This window comes from Streptomyces gardneri (assembly GCF_006539185.1).
GTDB lineage: Bacteria > Actinomycetota > Actinomycetes > Streptomycetales > Streptomycetaceae > Streptomyces > Streptomyces gardneri.
In genome coordinates, this window is record NZ_BJMN01000027.1 from 28,926 (window position 1) to 44,737 (window position 15,812).

General features: G+C 73.9%; 15 protein-coding genes. 7 read left to right on the forward strand and 8 right to left on the reverse strand.

The genetic code is table 11. The annotated features are described in order from the left end of the window. Window positions 1–38 precede the first annotated feature (38 nt). From SGA01_RS20775 to SGA01_RS20785, 3 genes are all read right to left on the reverse strand, one after another. Window positions 39–1,367, reverse strand: a complete 1,329-nt coding sequence (locus SGA01_RS20775; RefSeq protein WP_174867402.1) for a deoxyguanosinetriphosphate triphosphohydrolase — start codon at window positions 1,365–1,367, stop codon at window positions 39–41. 35 nt (window positions 1,368–1,402) lie between these two features. Continuing rightward, on the reverse strand, window positions 1,403–2,290 hold the full coding sequence (locus SGA01_RS20780) for a sirohydrochlorin chelatase (RefSeq protein ID WP_141297947.1): 888 nt from the start codon (window positions 2,288–2,290) through the stop codon (window positions 1,403–1,405). Between the two features lie 89 nt (window positions 2,291–2,379). Beyond that, window positions 2,380–3,063 (reverse strand): hypothetical protein, encoded by a 684-nt coding sequence (locus SGA01_RS20785; protein ID WP_141297948.1) that lies wholly within the window; start codon window positions 3,061–3,063, stop codon window positions 2,380–2,382. Window positions 3,064–3,142: 79 nt separating this feature from the next. On the opposite strand from SGA01_RS20785, the gene SGA01_RS20790 reads away from it, so the two are divergent. Genes SGA01_RS20790 through SGA01_RS20800 form a run of 3 tightly spaced genes read left to right on the forward strand, consistent with a single transcriptional unit; the run spans window position 3,143 to window position 6,751 of the window. After that, complete coding sequence (locus SGA01_RS20790; RefSeq protein WP_141297949.1) at window positions 3,143–3,865, forward strand: aquaporin; 723 nt, start codon at window positions 3,143–3,145, stop codon at window positions 3,863–3,865. A gap of 39 nt (window positions 3,866–3,904) precedes the next feature. Further along, window positions 3,905–4,621: a SanA/YdcF family protein gene (locus tag SGA01_RS20795; protein ID WP_055643588.1), complete on the forward strand. Its 717-nt coding sequence runs from the start codon at window positions 3,905–3,907 to the stop codon at window positions 4,619–4,621. 45 nt (window positions 4,622–4,666) lie between these two features. After that, window positions 4,667–6,751 (forward strand): molybdopterin oxidoreductase family protein, encoded by a 2,085-nt coding sequence (locus SGA01_RS20800; RefSeq protein ID WP_141297950.1) that lies wholly within the window; start codon window positions 4,667–4,669, stop codon window positions 6,749–6,751. Here the strand turns inward: SGA01_RS20800 and SGA01_RS20805 are convergent. The 5 genes from SGA01_RS20805 to SGA01_RS20825 are packed head-to-tail and all read right to left on the reverse strand — an operon-like array spanning window position 6,714 to window position 11,873. Next, a complete protein-coding gene (locus SGA01_RS20805) occupies window positions 6,714–7,148 on the reverse strand; it encodes a gamma-glutamylcyclotransferase family protein (RefSeq protein WP_229917537.1) in 435 nt (144 codons plus the stop codon). The two genes, SGA01_RS20800 and SGA01_RS20805, sit on opposite strands and share 38 nt — an antisense overlap. Next, entirely contained in the window at window positions 7,145–7,471 is a 327-nt protein-coding gene (cutA, locus tag SGA01_RS20810; protein ID WP_055646302.1) for a divalent-cation tolerance protein CutA, read from the reverse strand. The genes SGA01_RS20805 and cutA overlap by 4 nt, the downstream gene beginning before the upstream one ends. Before the next feature lie 20 nt (window positions 7,472–7,491). Continuing rightward, on the reverse strand, window positions 7,492–9,471 hold the full coding sequence (locus SGA01_RS20815) for an ABC transporter ATP-binding protein (RefSeq protein WP_229917535.1): 1,980 nt from the start codon (window positions 9,469–9,471) through the stop codon (window positions 7,492–7,494). Then, window positions 9,468–11,201 (reverse strand): ABC transporter ATP-binding protein, encoded by a 1,734-nt coding sequence (locus SGA01_RS20820; RefSeq protein ID WP_141297951.1) that lies wholly within the window; start codon window positions 11,199–11,201, stop codon window positions 9,468–9,470. The genes SGA01_RS20815 and SGA01_RS20820 overlap by 4 nt, the downstream gene beginning before the upstream one ends. 12 nt (window positions 11,202–11,213) lie before the next feature. Next, window positions 11,214–11,873, reverse strand: coding sequence for an NADPH-dependent FMN reductase (locus SGA01_RS20825; protein WP_141297952.1), 660 nt, complete (start codon window positions 11,871–11,873; stop codon window positions 11,214–11,216). Between the two features lie 68 nt (window positions 11,874–11,941). On the opposite strand from SGA01_RS20825, the gene SGA01_RS20830 reads away from it, so the two are divergent. From SGA01_RS20830 to SGA01_RS20845, 4 genes are all read left to right on the forward strand, one after another. Then, complete coding sequence (locus SGA01_RS20830) at window positions 11,942–12,703, forward strand: aminotransferase class IV (RefSeq protein WP_141297953.1); 762 nt, start codon at window positions 11,942–11,944, stop codon at window positions 12,701–12,703. Window positions 12,704–12,717: 14 nt separating this feature from the next. Then, a complete protein-coding gene (locus tag SGA01_RS20835) occupies window positions 12,718–14,448 on the forward strand; it encodes a right-handed parallel beta-helix repeat-containing protein (RefSeq protein ID WP_141297954.1) in 1,731 nt (576 codons plus the stop codon). Continuing rightward, complete coding sequence (locus tag SGA01_RS20840) at window positions 14,445–14,855, forward strand: hypothetical protein (protein ID WP_141297955.1); 411 nt, start codon at window positions 14,445–14,447, stop codon at window positions 14,853–14,855. The genes SGA01_RS20835 and SGA01_RS20840 overlap by 4 nt, the downstream gene beginning before the upstream one ends. Window positions 14,856–15,220: 365 nt before the next feature. Further along, window positions 15,221–15,760, forward strand: coding sequence for a GVDTG sorting domain-containing protein (locus SGA01_RS20845; protein ID WP_141298037.1), 540 nt, complete (start codon window positions 15,221–15,223; stop codon window positions 15,758–15,760). The last annotated feature ends 52 nt before the right edge of the window (window positions 15,761–15,812 follow it).

Genomic DNA, 15,812 nt, shown 5'->3' on the forward strand with positions numbered 1-15,812 from the left:
GCGAGCGTCCCGCACGGAGCCGGGTGACGGAAGAGGACCTACGCGTGGTGGGGGCGGAGGCGGCGGTGGAGGGCCCGGGCGGCGGCGTCGGTGAGGTTGGCGATCTGGTCGACGATGACGCGCTTGCGGGCCCGGTCGTCGCGCGCGGCGTCGAAGGCGGCCCGGAACTGCGGTTCGAGGCCGTCGGGGGCGCGGGCGACGAGGGCCTCGGCGAGCTCGGCGACGACGACGCGCTGGTCGGCGCGGAGGACCTCCTGCTCGGCACGCTGCATCACGTACCGGTCGGCGACGGCCTTGAGGACGGCGCATTCGTTGCGCGCCTCGCGGGGGACGACGAGCTCGGCGGCGTAACGGGTCAGGCGGCCGGAGCCGTACGCCTCCCGGGTGGCACCTTCGGCGGCGAGACAGAAGCGGCCGATGAGCTGGCTGGTGGCGTCCTTGAGGCGGGCCTGGGCGACCGCCGAGCCGTCGTAGCCGTGGGGCCACCACTCCTGGTCGACGAGCCGGTCGAGGGCCTCGGCGAGCTCCTGCGGGTCGGTGTCCTCGGGGACGTACCGCCCGATGGCGACGGTCCAGATGTCGGCGCGCTCGGGCTCGGCGAGGAGCATGTTGGGGTCGATGTGTCCGGCGTGCAGGCCGTCCTCGAAGTCGTGGACCGAGTAGGCCACGTCGTCGGACCAGTCCATGACCTGGGCCTCGAAGCACTTGCGGTGGGCGGGGGCGCCCTGCCGGATCCATGCGAAGACGGGCAGGTCGTCCTCGTACACGCCGAACTTGGGCGAGCCGGGGTCCTCGGGGTGGCCGCCGCGCGGCCAGGGGTACTTGGTGGCGGCGTCGAGCGCGGCGCGGGTGAGGTTGAGGCCGACGCTGACGAGCTCCCCGTCGGCCTCCTTCACGAAGCGCTTGGGCTCGATGCGGGTGAGGAGGCGGAGCGACTGGGCGTTCCCCTCGAAGCCGCCGCAGTCCTTGGCGACGTCGTTGAGCGCCTGCTCGCCGTTGTGCCCGAAGGGCGGGTGGCCCATGTCGTGGGAGAGGCAGGCGGCCTCGACGAGGTCGGGGTCGCAGCCGAGGGCGGCGCCGAGCTCACGCCCGACCTGGGCGCACTCCAGGGAGTGGGTGAGCCGGGTACGGGGGCTGGCGTCCCAGGCGTGGCTGCGGGTGCCGGGGGTGACGACCTGGGTCTTGCCGGCGAGCCTGCGCAGCGCGGCGGAGTGCAGCACGCGGGCGCGGTCGCGCTGGAAGGCGGTGCGGCCCGGGCGTTTGTCGGGCTCGGCGGCCCAGCGCTCGGTCGCGGAGGAGTCGTAGCCGGGGGTGTCGGTGGTGTCGGTAATGCCTGTGCCGTCCTTGGTGTCTGCGATGCCTTCCATGGTTCGAAGGTAACCGGAGGGACCGACAGAAGAGGTCAGATGGCGGCGAGTTCCCGCACGGGGGTGGTGGTGCGGGCCGTGCGGGCCTGTTCGTAGCGGTGCAGGACCAGGCGGGCGAGGGCCGGGTGGGCGCCGAGCGGGGCGGCGGCGAGCCAGGGGGCGTGGGCGGCGGCGCGGGTCGCGAAGAGGCCGGGGGCGGTGAAGCAGGAGGCGACGGCGACGCGGTGGCGGCCTCGGGCGGCGAGCGCGCGGACGGCCTCGGGGACGGTGGGGGTGGCGGCGGAGGCGTACGCGGGGACGACCGGGACCCCGCCGAGCCGCTCGCCGAGGAGGGCGGCGATCCGGCGGATCTCGGCGCCGGACCGGGGGTCGCGGGAGCCGGCGGAGGCGAGGACGACTCCGGTGGAGCGGGAGGTGCCGTCCTCGGGGGTCCAGCCGGCCTCGGTGAGCCGGCCGGCGAGGGCCTCGACGAGGAGCGGGTGCGCGCCGAGCGGCTCGGCGACCCGGGCCCGGAGGGCGGGTGCGGCGGCGAGGGCGGCGGGCAGGTCGTGGGTGACGTGGTGGCCGGGGGCGAAGAGCAGGGGGACGAGGACGGCGTCCCGGCCTTCGGCGGCGAGGTCCGCGAGGGTCTCGTCGAGCAGCGGGGCGTTCAGTTCTATGTGGGCGAGGCGCACGTCGAGCCCGGGGCGCAGCTCGCGGACCCGGTCGAGGAGGCGGCCGAGGGTGGCCCGGGCGCGGGGGTCGCGGCTGCCGTGGCCGACGGCGACGAGGGTGGGAGCGTTCATGGGCGGGCGTACCTCCTCGTCGTGCTTCCGCTGCCGACGGCCGCCCGGATGCACCTGGCCGAGCTGCGCCGCGAGCTGCTCGGTGATCCTGCCGAGCAGCTCGGCGGCGCTGTCGAACGTGCTGTCCGAATCCGTCATGCACCGATCCTGGGGGCGGCACGTTGCCTGCCCGTTGCGTCGGGGTCACGAGTTCTTTCCGTGACCTCACGCGGGCGGCCCCGGCGGTGTCAGGCGTCCAGCCAGACCCGGAGCGGGCCCGTTTCCTCGAAGCCTGCGGCGAGGGCGGGGGCGAGGTCGTCGCCGGCCTCGTAGCCGACGACGGGGCGGGTGGCGTCCGCGAGGGTCAGGCAGCCCGCCCAGACCTGGGCCGGGTCGGTGTCTCCGGTGGTGAAGAGGTTGGAGACGCCCGTCACCGCGCCGCTGTCGCTGAGGACCGCGCCGCCGAGGATCCGGCCGTCGGGGCCGTGGCCCACGACGATCGTCGTGGCCTCGTCGGCGAGGAGTTCGGGGCGGAAGAGCTCCGCCTCCTCGTCGCCGTCGCTCCACGCGAGGGCCCAGGCGGTGAGTTCCTCAGGGGTGCGGACTGGGCGCCAGTCGCCGGTGGCGGCGGGGACGGGCAGGCCGGCGGGCCGGGCGATCCACTGCGCCTCGAAGAGGAGGCGGAAGCCCTCGGCGGCCAGGTCGAGGCGGCCGAAGCTGTCCTTGACGGAGGCTCCGGGGGTGCTGCGGTCGATGCCGGTCAGGACGTCCTTCACGTCCGCGTCCTCGGTGAGCGTCACCGCGTCCGGGTAGTACAGCGGGGTGCGGCGGTCGTTCGTCCAGGCGCGGGGGCCGAAGGTGCCGGGGTGTCCGTGGGCGCGGCACATGGCCTCGCACCACTCGGCGTTGTTGCGGACGGCATCGATGATCATGGGCGGATCGTAGGGGTGTTCCCCGATTCCTGCTTCCTCATTCTTTTCGTGTTCCGTTCTGCGGAATATATTTTCCGCCATGAGAATGTCCCCGCCCTCTCTCCCCCGGCGCACCGCCGCCGAGTTCATCGGCACCGCCGCCCTCGTCGCCGTCGTCGTCGGCTCCGGCATCCGCGCCGACGCCCTCAGCCAGGACATCGGCGTCCGCCTGCTCGCCAACGCCGCCGCCTCCGCCCTCGGCCTCGGTCTGCTCATCGCCCTCATCGGCCCGCTCTCCGGGGCCCACTTCAACCCCGTCGTGACCCTGTCGGAGTGGTGGTCCCGCCGCCACGACCGCGGCGGGCGCGAGGCCCTCGCCTACATCGGCGCCCAGCTCGCCGGGGCCGTCACCGGCGCCCTGCTCGCCGAGGCGATGTTCGGGCGGGCGCCCGGCGCCTGGGCCACCGAGCCCCGCGCCGCGCTCCACCTCCTCCTCGGCGAGGCCGTCGCCACCGCCGGGCTCGTCCTCGTCGTGCAGGGCCTGCGCCGCATCGGCCGCCCCGGTCTCGCCCCGGTCGCGGTCGCCGGGTACATCGGTGCGGCGATCTGGTTCACCTCGTCCGGCTCCTTCGCCAATCCGGCCGCCACCCTCGGCCGCTCCTTCTCCGACTCCTTCACCGGGATCGCCCCCGGGTCGGTGCCCGCCTTCGCCGCCGCCCAGCTCCTCGGCATGGTCATCGGCCTGGGGCTCTCCGGTGTGCTCTACGGAACACTCCGGGCGTCCGGCGAACCGAACGCCTCCGAAGCGCGTCGGACGGGGTGACAGACCGCCACCGATCGACGCCCCCACGGAGGTTTCCGCATGACGGCACGGCTCACCCGGTCGATACCCCGCACCACCCGGGCGCGCCGCCGCACCGTCCAGGCCGTCATGCTGGGAGCGGTCCTCGCGCTCGCCCCCGTCACCTGGATGCACACCGCCGCAGCCGGGAAGATCCGTACCACCGCCGACGTGCCCGCCCGGGACGTCGCCGTCGTGTTCGGCGCCGGGCTGTGGAAGGGGCGCCCCACCCCGTATCTCGCGCACCGGCTCGACACGGCCGCCGAGCTGTACCGCGAGGGCAAGGTCCGGGTCCTGCTCGTCACCGGCGACAACAGCAGGACCGCATACGACGAGCCCAGCGCCATGCGCGCCTACCTCACCGAGCGCGGGGTGCCCGACGGCCGGATCGTCAGCGACTACGCGGGCTTCGACACCTGGGACTCCTGCGTGCGGGCCAAGAAGGTCTTCGGCGTCGACCGGGCCGTCCTCGTCACCCAGGACTTCCACATCAAGCGGGCCGTCGCGCTGTGCGGCCGGGCGGGCGTCGACGCGTACGGGGTCGGGGTCGCCGAACCCCGCGACGGCACCTGGTACTACGGCACCACCCGGGAGCTCTTCGCGGCGGGCAAGGCCGCCCTCGACGCGGGCCTGCGCCCCGATCCGCACTTCCTCGGGCCCGAGGAGACCGGCGTCACCGAGGCCCTCGCCTCACCCGTGACGGCTCCCCCGGCGGAGGGCATGGCACCGCGCCCGTAATACGGGGCGCCGCCCCGCGTAACACGCCTGACCCACGCTGGCGGCATGTCCGACGCCACCGCCGTCCCGACCCACTGCCCCTACTGCGCCCTGCAGTGCGGCATGTCGCTCCGCCCCACCGGCACCCCGGAGCTGCCCGCCGAGGTGGTCGAGCGGACCGACTTCCCCGTGAACCGGGGCGCCCTGTGCGGCAAGGGCCGCACCGCCCCCTCCGTACTCTCCTCCCGGGTCCGGCTCACCGAGCCCCTGGTCCGATGCCCTGACACGGGGGATCTGCGGCCCGCGACCTGGGAGGAGGCGCTCGCCGCCGTCGCCGACGGACTGCGTCGAACCCGCGCCGACCACGGTGCCGATGCCGTGGGGGTCTTCGGCGGCGGCGGGCTCACCAACGAGAAGGCCTACACGCTGGGGAAGTTCGCCCGGCTCGTGCTCGGCACCTCGCAGATCGACTACAACGGGCGCTTCTGCATGTCGTCCGCCGCCGCCGCGCACCAGCGGGCCTTCGGCCTCGACCGGGGACTCCCCTTCCCCCTGGACGACATCCCGAGGACCGGCTGTGTGATCCTCGTCGGCTCCAACCTCGCCGAGACCATGCCGCCCGCCCTGCGGTACCTCACCGAGCTGCGGGAGAACGGCGGGAAGCTGATCGTCGTCGACCCGCGCCGCACCCGCACCGCCGAGCAGGCCGACCTCCACCTCGCGCCGCGCCCCGGCACCGACCTCGCGCTCGCCCTCGGCATGCTCCACCTCGTGGTGGCCGAAGGACGCGTGGACGAGGAGTTCGTGGCGGCGCGCACCGACGGCTGGGCCGCGGCCCGGGCCGGGGCCATGTCCCACTGGCCCGAGCAGGTCGAGCGGATCACCGGCGTGTCCGTGCCGGAGCTGCGGGAGGCGGTCGCGATGTTCTGCGACGCCGGCAGCGGCATGGTGCTGACCGCCCGCGGCCCCGAGCAGCAGTCCAAGGGCACCGACACCGTCGGCGCCTGGATCAACCTCTGTCTCGCCACCGGCAGGGCGGGCCGGCCGCTGAGCGGCTACGGCTGTCTCACCGGCCAGGGCAACGGCCAGGGCGGCCGCGAGCACGGCCAGAAGGCCGACCAGCTGCCCGGCTACCGCAAACTCGACGACCCGGCCGCCCGCGCGCACGTCGCCGGGGTGTGGGGCGTGGACCCCGAGGTGCTGCCGGGTCCGGGGCGGAGCGCGTACGAGCTCCTCGACGCGCTCGGCGGCGAGGTGAAGTCCCTGCTCCTCATGGGCTCCAACCCGGTCGTCTCCGCGCCCCGCGCCGCACACGTCGAGGGGCGGCTGCGCTCGCTGGACTTCCTCGCCGTCGCCGACGTCGTCCTCTCCGAGACCGCCGCGCTCGCCGACGTCGTCCTGCCCGTCACCCAGTGGGCCGAGGAGACCGGCACCATGACCAATCTGGAGGGCAGGGTGCTGCTCCGGCGCCGCGCCCTCACCCCGCCCGCCGGGGTCCGCAGCGACCTGGAGGTGCTGCACGGGCTCGCCGGGCTGCTCGGCTGGGAGAAGGGCTTCCCGACGGATGCCGAGGAGGTCTTCGAGGAGCTGCGCCGGGCCTCCGCCGGCGGCCCCGCCGACTACGCGGGCATCGACTACCGGCGCATCGAGGAGGAGCAGGGCGTCTTCTGGCCCTGCCCCGACGAGGACCACGGCGGTACGCCCCGGCTCTTCCTCGACCGGTTCGCGACCCCCGACGGGCGGGCCCGGTTCGTGCCGGTGGTGCACCGGCCGGCGGCGGAGGAGACCGACGCCGGGTACCCGGTCGTCCTCACCACGGGCCGGGTGGTGTCCCAGTACCAGTCGGGCGCCCAGACCCGGCGGGTCGACGAGCTGAACGCGGCGGCGCCCGGGCCCTTCGTCGAGCTGCACCCGCGGCTCGCCGAGCGGCTCGGGGTGGCCGAGGGCGAGCGGCTCGCGGTGGTCTCGCGGCGGGGCCGGGCCGTCGCCCCGGCCAGGATCACGACGGCGATCCGGCCGGACACCGTCTTCATGCCGTTCCACTGGGCGGGCGAGGGCCGGGCGAACACGCTCGTCAATCCGGCGCTCGACCCGGTCTCCCGGATGCCCGAGTTCAAGGTGTGCGCGGTACGCCTGGAGCGGGACGCCTAGGCCCTGTCCGGAACCAGTCGCCGGTGGGGATGAGCGGGCCGAGTGCCGTCTCGGGGGCCGCGAGGTAGGTCCAGGCCCGGACGGACCCGCCGTCGCGGAGCCGGACCGCCTCGACGGCGGCCCGCTCGTACCCGGCGTCGCCCTCCATCCGGTCCAGCGCGCCGAGCAGTTCGCCGTACGCCTCGGGCGCCGCCGTCACGAGGGTGCCCGCGACCGTGCCCGCGCCGGGCACCGCGTACGGGTAGCCGGGGCCGTCGTAGAGGAGGGCGCCCGGGAGCCGGGCCTCCTCCTCCGCGGCCGTCCGGCCGAGGAGGAGCCGGTCGTGGTTGTACGCGCCGGGGCGCAGCGTCCCGTACACGAAGAACGGCAGGGGTATGAGGCCGGCCGGCGCGGTCACGGGTGCGCCACCTCCCTGCCGAGCCACGCCAGATAGGCGGAGGAGGCCCGGACGACGGGGGTGGCCATGATCTCCGGCGTCTCGTAGTCGTGGGCGGCGAGGAGATAGGCCTCCAGGTCCTCGTAGCGGGCCTCGGTGGTCTTGAACACCACCTGCCACTCCTCGGCGGTCTCGATGGCCCGCTGCCAGTGGTAGACGGAGGTGACGGGACCGGAGACCTGGGCGCAGGCGGCGAGCCGGGCCTCGACGGCGCCGCGCGCGAGCGTCTCGGCCTTCTCGGGGCTGTCGGTGGTCGTGAGGACGGTGAGGGCGAGAGTGGTCACGCCCTCACCGTACTGAGCCTTCACGCTCCGGCGAACTGGGCTTCGTACAGCCGGGCGTACGCGCCTCCGGCGGCGAGCAGCTCCTCGTGGGTGCCCTGCTCGGCGATCGAGCCGCTCTCCATGACCAGGATCGTGTCCGCGTCCCGGATCGTGGAGAGCCGGTGGGCGACGACGAAGCTGGTGCGGCCCGCGCGGAGGGACGACATGGCCTGCTGGACGAGGAGCTCGGTGCGGGTGTCGACGGAGCTGGTGGCCTCGTCGAGGACGAGGATCACCGGCTCGGACAGGAACGCCCTGGCGAGCGTGACCAGCTGCTTCTCGCCGGCGCTGAGGCCTCCCCCGTCCTCGTCGAGGACGGTGTCGTACCCGTCGGGGAGGGTCCGGACGAAGCGGTCGGCGTGCGCGGCCCTGGCGGCCTCGACGATCCGCTCCCGGGAGACCTCGCCGGGCAGTCCGTAGGCGATGTTGTCGGCGATGGTGCCGCCGAAGAGCCAGGTGTCCTGGAGGACCATGCCGATCCCGGCCCGCAGCTCCTCGCGGGACATCTTCGCGATGTCCGTGCCGTCCAGGGTGATCCGGCCGCCGGTGACCTCGTGGAACCGCATGAGGAGGTTGACGAGGGTCGTCTTGCCGGCGCCCGTCGGGCCGACGATCGCGACCGTCCGGCCCGGTTCGACGGTGAGCGACAGGTCCTCGACGAGCGGCTTGTCGGGCTCGTAGCGGAAGGCGACCTTCTCGAAGGAGACCCGGCCCCTGACCTGGGCGGGGCGCTGCGGCTCCGCCGGATCCGGGGTCTCCTCGTCGGCGTCGAGGAGGTCGAAGACCCGCTCGGCGGAGGCCACCCCGGACTGGAGGAGGTTGGCCATGGCGGCGACCTGGTTGATCGGGCCGTTGAAGTCGTACGAGTACTGGATGAAGGCCTGGACGTCTCCGACGGTCAGGGTGCCGCTCGCCACCCGCAGGCCGCCGACCACCGCGAGGACCACGTAGTTGAGGTTGCCGACGAAGGTCAGCGCGGGCTGGATGAAGCCGGACACGAACTGGGCGCGGAAGCTCGCCCGGTACAGCTCCTCGCCGATCTCGTCGAAGCGCTGCACGGCCTCGGTGCGCCGGCCGAAGGCGACGACCTCGGTGTGGCCGGTGATCATCTCCTCGACGTGGCTGCCGAGCCGGCCGGTGACGGCCCACTGCTTCACGAACTGCGGCTGGGCGCGCCGTCCGACGAAGGCGGCGACGACGACCGAGACGGGCACGGTGGCGAGGGCGACGAGGGCGAGGACCGGGGAGATCCAGAACATCATCGCGAGGACGCCGATGAGGCTGAGCAGGGCCCGGGTCATCTGGCTGAAGGCCTGCTGGAGGGTCTGGGTGATGTTGTCGATGTCGTTCGTGGTGCGGGAGAGGACCTCGCCGCGCGGCTGCCGGTCGAAGTACGTGAGGGGCAGCCGGGCCAGCTTGTGCTGGGCCTGCTCGCGCAGGCGCCGGCCGGCCCGCTGGACGACGGTGGTGGCGATCCGCAGCTGGAACCAGGTGAACAGGGACGAGGCGGCGACGATCACGACGGAGAGGGCCAGGATCCGGCCGACGGCCGCGAAGTCGACGCCGGCCGGGCCGGCGGCGCCGGTGATGACGAGGTCGGTGGCGCGGCCGAGGAGGAGGGGGCTGAGGACGCCGAGGGCGACGGCCGTGGCGCCGACGGCGAGGACGGCGAGCAGTAAGGCCTTGTCGGGGGCGAGGGTGCGCAGGAGGCGGAGGCCGGAGGCGCGGAAGGCCAGGGAGCGTTCGAGGGCGGGGGTGGCGAGGCCGGGGCCTGCGGTGCGCTCCTTGGCCGGGGGGCCGCTGCGGGCGGGGGCGGTGCGGTGCGGGGCGGTGCCGGCAGGGGTGGCGCCGTCGGAGGTGGCGCGGTCGGAGGTGGCGCCGCCTGATGTGGTGCGGTCGGAGGGGGTGCGGTCGGGGTCGGTGCCGTCGTTCTCGGTCCGGGTCTCCGTGGCCGTACTCATGCGGCTTCCTCCTCGGTGAGCTGGGAGAGGACGATCTCCCGGTAGGTGGCGCTGTCCCGCATGAGGGACTCGTGGGTGCCGGTGCCGGCGGTCCGGCCCCGGTCGAGGACGACGATCCGGTCGGCGTGGCGGATGGTGGAGACGCGCTGGGCGACGATCACCACGGTCGCGTCGGCCGTCTCCCGGCGGAGCGCTTCGCGGAGCCGGGCGTCGGTGCGGGCGTCGAGGGCGGAGAAGGAGTCGTCGAAGAGGTAGAGGCGGGGGCGGGCGACGAGGACCCGGGCGATGGCGAGCCGCTGCCGCTGGCCGCCGGAGAAGTTGCCGCCGCCCTGGGTGACCGGGGCGTCCAGGCCCTCGTCGAGGGCCCGCACGAAGTCGGCGGCCTGGGCGGTCTCCAGGGCGTGCCAGAGCTCCTCGTCGCTCGCGTCGGGTTTCCCGTACCGCAGGTTCGTCGCCACCGTCCCCGAGAAGAGATAGGGCTTCTGCGACACCAGGCCCACCGTCCGCGCCATCAGGGCGGGGTCGAGTTCGCGGACGTCGACGCCGTCGACGAGGACCTCGCCGCCGGTGGCGTCGAAGAGCCGGGGCACGAGCCCGAGGAGCGTCGACTTGCCGCTGCCGGTGGAGCCGATGATCGCGGTGGTCTCCCCGGGGCGTGCGACGAGGCCGACGTCCTTGAGGACCGGCTCCTCTGCGCCCGGGTACCGGAAGTCGACGCCCGTGAGGTCGAGGCGTCCGGTGCCCTGGAGGACGCGGACGGGCTCGGCCGGCGGGGTGACGGAGAGCGGGGTGTCGAGGACCTCGCGGATGCGCTCGGCGCCGACCTCGGCACGCGGCATGTGCATGAGGAGGAAGAGGACCATCATCACGGACATGGAGGTCTGGAGCAGGTAGCCGAGGAAGGCGACGAGCCCGCCGGGCTGGAGGTCGCCGCTGTCGATGCGGTGCGCGCCGACGTACACGAGGAGGACGGTCGTCAGCTGCCAGACGATGAGCACCGTCGGGAACATGAGCGCCTGGAGCCGGCCGGCCCGGAGGCCGACGGTGAGGAGTTCGTCGTTGGCGGCGCCGAAGCGTTCCCGCTCGTGCCGGTCGCGGACGAAGGCGCGGACCACGCGGACGCCGGTGATCTGTTCGCGCAGCACGCGGTTGACCCGGTCGACGCGCTCCTGCATGCCGCGGAAGAGGGGCCGCATCCGCAGGACGACGGTGCCGACGGCGCCGGTCATGACGGGCACGAAGAGAAGCAGGACGAGGGCGAGCGGCACGTCCTGGCGCAGCGCCATGGCGAGTCCGCCGGCGCAGAGCAGGGGCGCGGCGACCAGCATCGTCAGGACGAGGACGGTGAACGTCTGGACCTGCTGGACGTCGTTGGTCGTGCGGGTGATGAGGGAGGCGGTGCCGAAGCGGCCCCGCTCCTGGGCGGAGAAGTCCTGGACGCGGCGGAAGACCTCGGAGCGCAGGTCGCGGGCGACTCCCATGGCGATCCTGGCGCCGGTGTAGGTGGCGGCGGCGGCCGCCACGGCCTGGAGGAGGGTGACGCCGAGCATCGTGGCGCCCCCGCCGAGGACACGGTCGGCGTCCCCGCGGAGGACGCCCTCGTCGATGACTCCGGCGTTGAGGGCGGGCAGGGCGAGCGAGGCGAGGGACTGGACGAGCTGGAGGAGCACGAGGAGGGCGAGGAGGGCCCGGTAGGGCCTGAGGCGGGGAGCGAGGAGTCCGAGCAGCATGGTGACGGTTCCTCACGCGGCGTACGGGCGGGTGGACTTGGCTTCCTTGAGCGCGAGCGCCCACCAGGCGAGCTGGTCGAGGAGGACCTTGGCCGCGCCCTCGGCGCCGGCGGGGTCCTTGTGGCGTCCCTCGTCGTCGAAGAGTCCCCAGGCGGAGTGGAAGGAGACGGTGTCGCGAACGGTGACGGCGTGCAGCTCGGCGAAGACCTGGCGGAGCTGCTCGACGGCCCGCAGGCCGCCGGAGATGCCGCCGTAGGAGACAAAGCCGACGGGCTTGGCCTGCCACTCGGTGAAGTGCCAGTCCATGAGGTTCTTGAGGGAGGCGGGGAAGGAGTGGTTGTACTCGGGGGTGAGGACGACGAAGGCGTCGGCGGCGGCAAGGACCGGGGAGACCTTGGCGAGTTCGGCGCGGACGGCCGGGGAGGGGTTGCGGGAGAGGGAGGTGGGGAGGTCGATCTCGGCGAGGTCGACGACCGTCACGGCGAAGTCCTCGCGCTCGGCGAGCCGGGAGCGGAGCCAGTCGGTGATGACGGGGGCGAAGCGGCCTTCGCGGTCGCTCGCGACGATCAGGGCGAGGTTCAGCGGGGCGGAGGAGGAGGCGGTGGGCGCGGCGGCGGAACCGGCGGCCCGGGCGGAAGAGACGGTGGTCGAGGTGGAGTTCGTGAGGTCCATGTCGATGATCGTGGTACCTCAAGCTTGGTTGAGGTCAAGCGTCTTTTCTCAGGTCGTACGGTGAAGGCATGACGACACCTCCCACGCACATCGAGATCGACGGGGTCCCGGCGGGCGACCCCGAGCTCCTGGCGACCCTCATGAGCGGCTTCGGCCACTTCACGGCGATGCAGGTGCGGGACGGGCGCGTGAAGGGGCTCGGCCTCCACCTCGAACGGCTCGACCGCTCCACCCGCGAGCTCTTCGGCGAGGAACTGCCCGGCGAGCGGGTCCGCGCCCTGCTCGCCGGAGCCGTGGAGGCCTCCGGACGACGGGACTCCTCGGCCCGGGTGTACGTGTACGACGGCGTCCGCCTCGCGGTCGTCGTCCGCGAGCCCGCCGCGGACGGGCCCGGGGCGCCGCAGCGCCTGATGAGCGTCGACTACCTGCGCCCCGCGCCGCACATCAAGCACCTGGGCGGCTTCGGCCAGAGCTACCACCGGGAGGCGGCCCAGCGAGCCGGCTACGAGGAGGCGCTGCTGACCTCCCCGTACGGCGACATCGCCGAAGGGGCGATCACCAACATCGCCTTCTGGGACGGGAGTTCGGTGGTCTGGCCCTCGGCGCCCTGCCTGACGGGCATCACGATGACTCTCCTGGAACCGCTGCTCGGCTCGGTGCGGCGGCCGGTGTCGCTCGCGGACCTGGGCGGCTACCGCGCGGCCTTCGTGACCAACTCCCGGGGAATCGCACCGGTTTCGGGCATCGACACGGTCGACCTCGCGGTGGACGAGGACCTGATGAAGAGGGTCTACTCGGCGTACGAGTCGGTGGAGTGGGACACGCTGTAGGAGGCGAGGCCAGGATGGTCGCGAGATACGTCGTCTCGCCGCGGGGCGGCCGCCGCACCTATCCCGACATCACGTCCGCGCTCCGCGCCGCGGAGGTACGCGGACGACCGGCGCTGATCGAGATCGCACCCGGCCACTACGAGGAGGCGCTCACCGTCAGGGGCGAGGTCCGGCTGGCCGCGGCCGAGGGCCCGGGCTCGGTCCTGGTGAGCCGGCCGCGCGGCGCCGTCCTCGACGCCTTCGGCGCGGTCTCCGTCCACGGCCTCACCCTGGCCGGCCGCGACGCCGGCGTGGACATCGTCGGCTGCCACACGGGGACGCTGACGCTCGACCGCACGGAGGTCCGGGCCCACGACGGCGTCGCCGTGCACGCCCGGCCGCGCACCTCCGTCACCCTGCGGGACAGCGTCGTCCTGTACGGCCGCACCGTCTTCACGGGCTCGGCCGGACTGGTCGAGCGGTGCCGGTTCACCGACGCCGCCGACAACGCGATCGCCGCGATCGAGGGCGCCCGTGTCACGGTCCGGGGCAGCCGGATCGAGGGCAGCCGGATCCACGGGGTGCGCGTCTGCGACGCGTACGCCGAGGTCGTCGGCTGCGAGCTGACCGGCACCGGGAAGGCAGCGCTCGTGGCGGACACCCGGGGCGAGCTCGCCGTGGCGGAGTGCGCGATCAGCGCCGTGCACGCGGAGGGGATCATGTTCGTCGAGCAGTCCCGGGGCTCCGTGGACCGCACCCGCGTCACCGACGCCCTGCACGGGATCGTCACGAAGAGCGGCGCCGGACCGGTGGTGCGCGGCTCCGTGTTCGCCGACTGCCGCGACACCGGCATCAACGTCCAGGACGCGGGCCTCGGGACGTTCGAGCACTGCCGGGTCCTCGGCGCGCGCAACGTCGCGGTGTTCTCGACCAAGGGCGGCGCGCCCGAGGTGCGGGACTGCCGCGTCGAGGGAGGCAACGTCGGCGTCGCCGTGACGGAAGGCGGCCGGGGCCGCTTCACCCGGGTCGCGGCCGAGGACCTGACGGGCACCGCGCTGCGGGTCTACGACGAGGGCGGGGCCGTGTTCTCGCAGGTACGCGTGGAGCGCTGCCCGGCCGGCCTGGAGGCCCGGGGGAACGGCGGCACGACGGCCGAGGTCACCGACGCGGTGTTCCGCGACATCGGCCTGGGGGCGGTGGCCATCGACGGCCAGTCGCGCGTCACCCTCCGGAACGTGACGGCGGAGCGCGGCGGCATGGTGGGCTTCGCCGTCGCCGGCGAGGCCCTGCTCCAGATAACCGACAGCCGCGCCACGGAGGTGGGCAGCGGCGGGATCGGCGCCCTCGGCAGCGGGCGGCTCGTCGCACGGAACGTCACCGTGACCGGCTCGGAGGGCCTGGGCCTGTTCGGCACCGGCTCCGCCTACCTGGACGTCGTCGACAGCACGTTCACCGACTGCGCGGTGGCGGGCGCGAGCTTCGACGAGAAGGCCGCCGGCCGACTGGCGGGCTGCACGGTGGACAGCACGGACGGGGCGAGCGGTACGGGCGCGGTGGCCGTCCGGCACAACGGCCTCGTCGACCTGACCTCGCTGCGGACGTCGCTCCCGGTCGTCCGGCACAAGGAGAAGCCGGCCACGCCCCCGCAGATCCTCCAGGTCTTCAACGGCCCGGTCTTCAACGGCCCCGTCCACGATGTCCAACTGGCCTGGAACAACGGCCACGTCGTCCAGCAGCAGACCGAAGGGGACAGTACTCACCCATGAACGACCCACAGAACGTCCACCATCACGACGGACCGGTCTTCAACTCCGGCGTCTCCCACGCCCAGTTCGCCTGGAACAACGAGACGGTCACCCAGAACCAGCAGAGCAACGGCAGCACGGTCGCCCCCGGCTACGAGGCGCTCGCCGAGCTGGTGACCGGTCTGCTCGGGCAGCTGCCACAGGCGGGCCTCGCCGACCGGGACCGCGAGGACGCAGAGGCGGCGGCGCAGGAGGTCCTCACGGAGATCACCCGGACGGACGCCCCGGAGGAGGGCCGGCTGCGCCGCGCGCTCGCCGGGCTCAGGGGGGCACTGGCCCCGGTCGCGACGGGTGTCGTGGCCGGGACGACGGTCGGGGCGCAGGAGTGGGCGCTGGCGGCGATCACGAGCCTCACCGGCGCCCTGTGACCCGAAGGGGTCCCGGGGCGCGCGAGGTCCGGCTTGTCCGCGGGGCGTGGGAGGTCCGGCTCGTCCGCGGGGCCCGCGCGAGGTCCGGCGGGCCCGGCGCGTCCGCGGGCACGAGGCTCGACACGCCGGGTCACCCGTTCGGCACGAGCTGTCAGCTGACGCCGCATAGCCAGCCCTGACCTGCGTAAACGTCGGAAATCCAGCCGACACACCGCACCGGACGGCGCAATCCTGATGCCCCATCAGCAGGCGGGGGGCGCGGGGCGGCTCTTATCTCGGTCACAGAAGGTCCGTTCCGGGAAGTCCCTCCCGGGAGGACCCCCGGCATGACCGGCTCGACCGCTCGCGCGCCTCCGGAGGACCCCATGCGCACCCTTGCCCGCCTGTTCACCGGTACCGCGCTGACGGTCGCCGCGATCGGGGCGTTCGCGGCGCCCGCTGCGTACGCCGACAACGAGAACGACCGCGAGAACAACAACGACCACAGCTTCCAGTCGCTGGAGATCTATCCGGCCTCCGCCTCCCCGGGGACGCACGTCACCGTCAACACCCTGGCCTGCGGAAAGCACGGCCACGGCGTCGGTGACGCGAACTCGCTGGGCGCCGGTGAGTTCCAGCTGGAGCCGAGCACGCACAAGGAGGTCGTGGTCGGCCAGTTCCGGGTGCCCGAGCACGTCAAGGCCGGCACCTACGGCATCAGCGTCGCCTGTGACAACGGCAAGACGGCCCGGGGAGACCTGACCGTCAAGCACCGGAATCCGAGCGGCCATGTCCAGACCGGCGTCGGCGGCAGCATCGGCCCCGACTCCACCCAGGTCACGGCGGGCGCGGCGGTGCTGGCCGCGGCTGCCGTGGGCGGTGTCTGGCTCCTGCGGCGCCGGGCGAGCGGCGCGCAGGGGCACTGAGACCCCGCCCGCCCTGCTCCCGCCGCGCGCCCGCACGGGCCCGGCGGGGGCA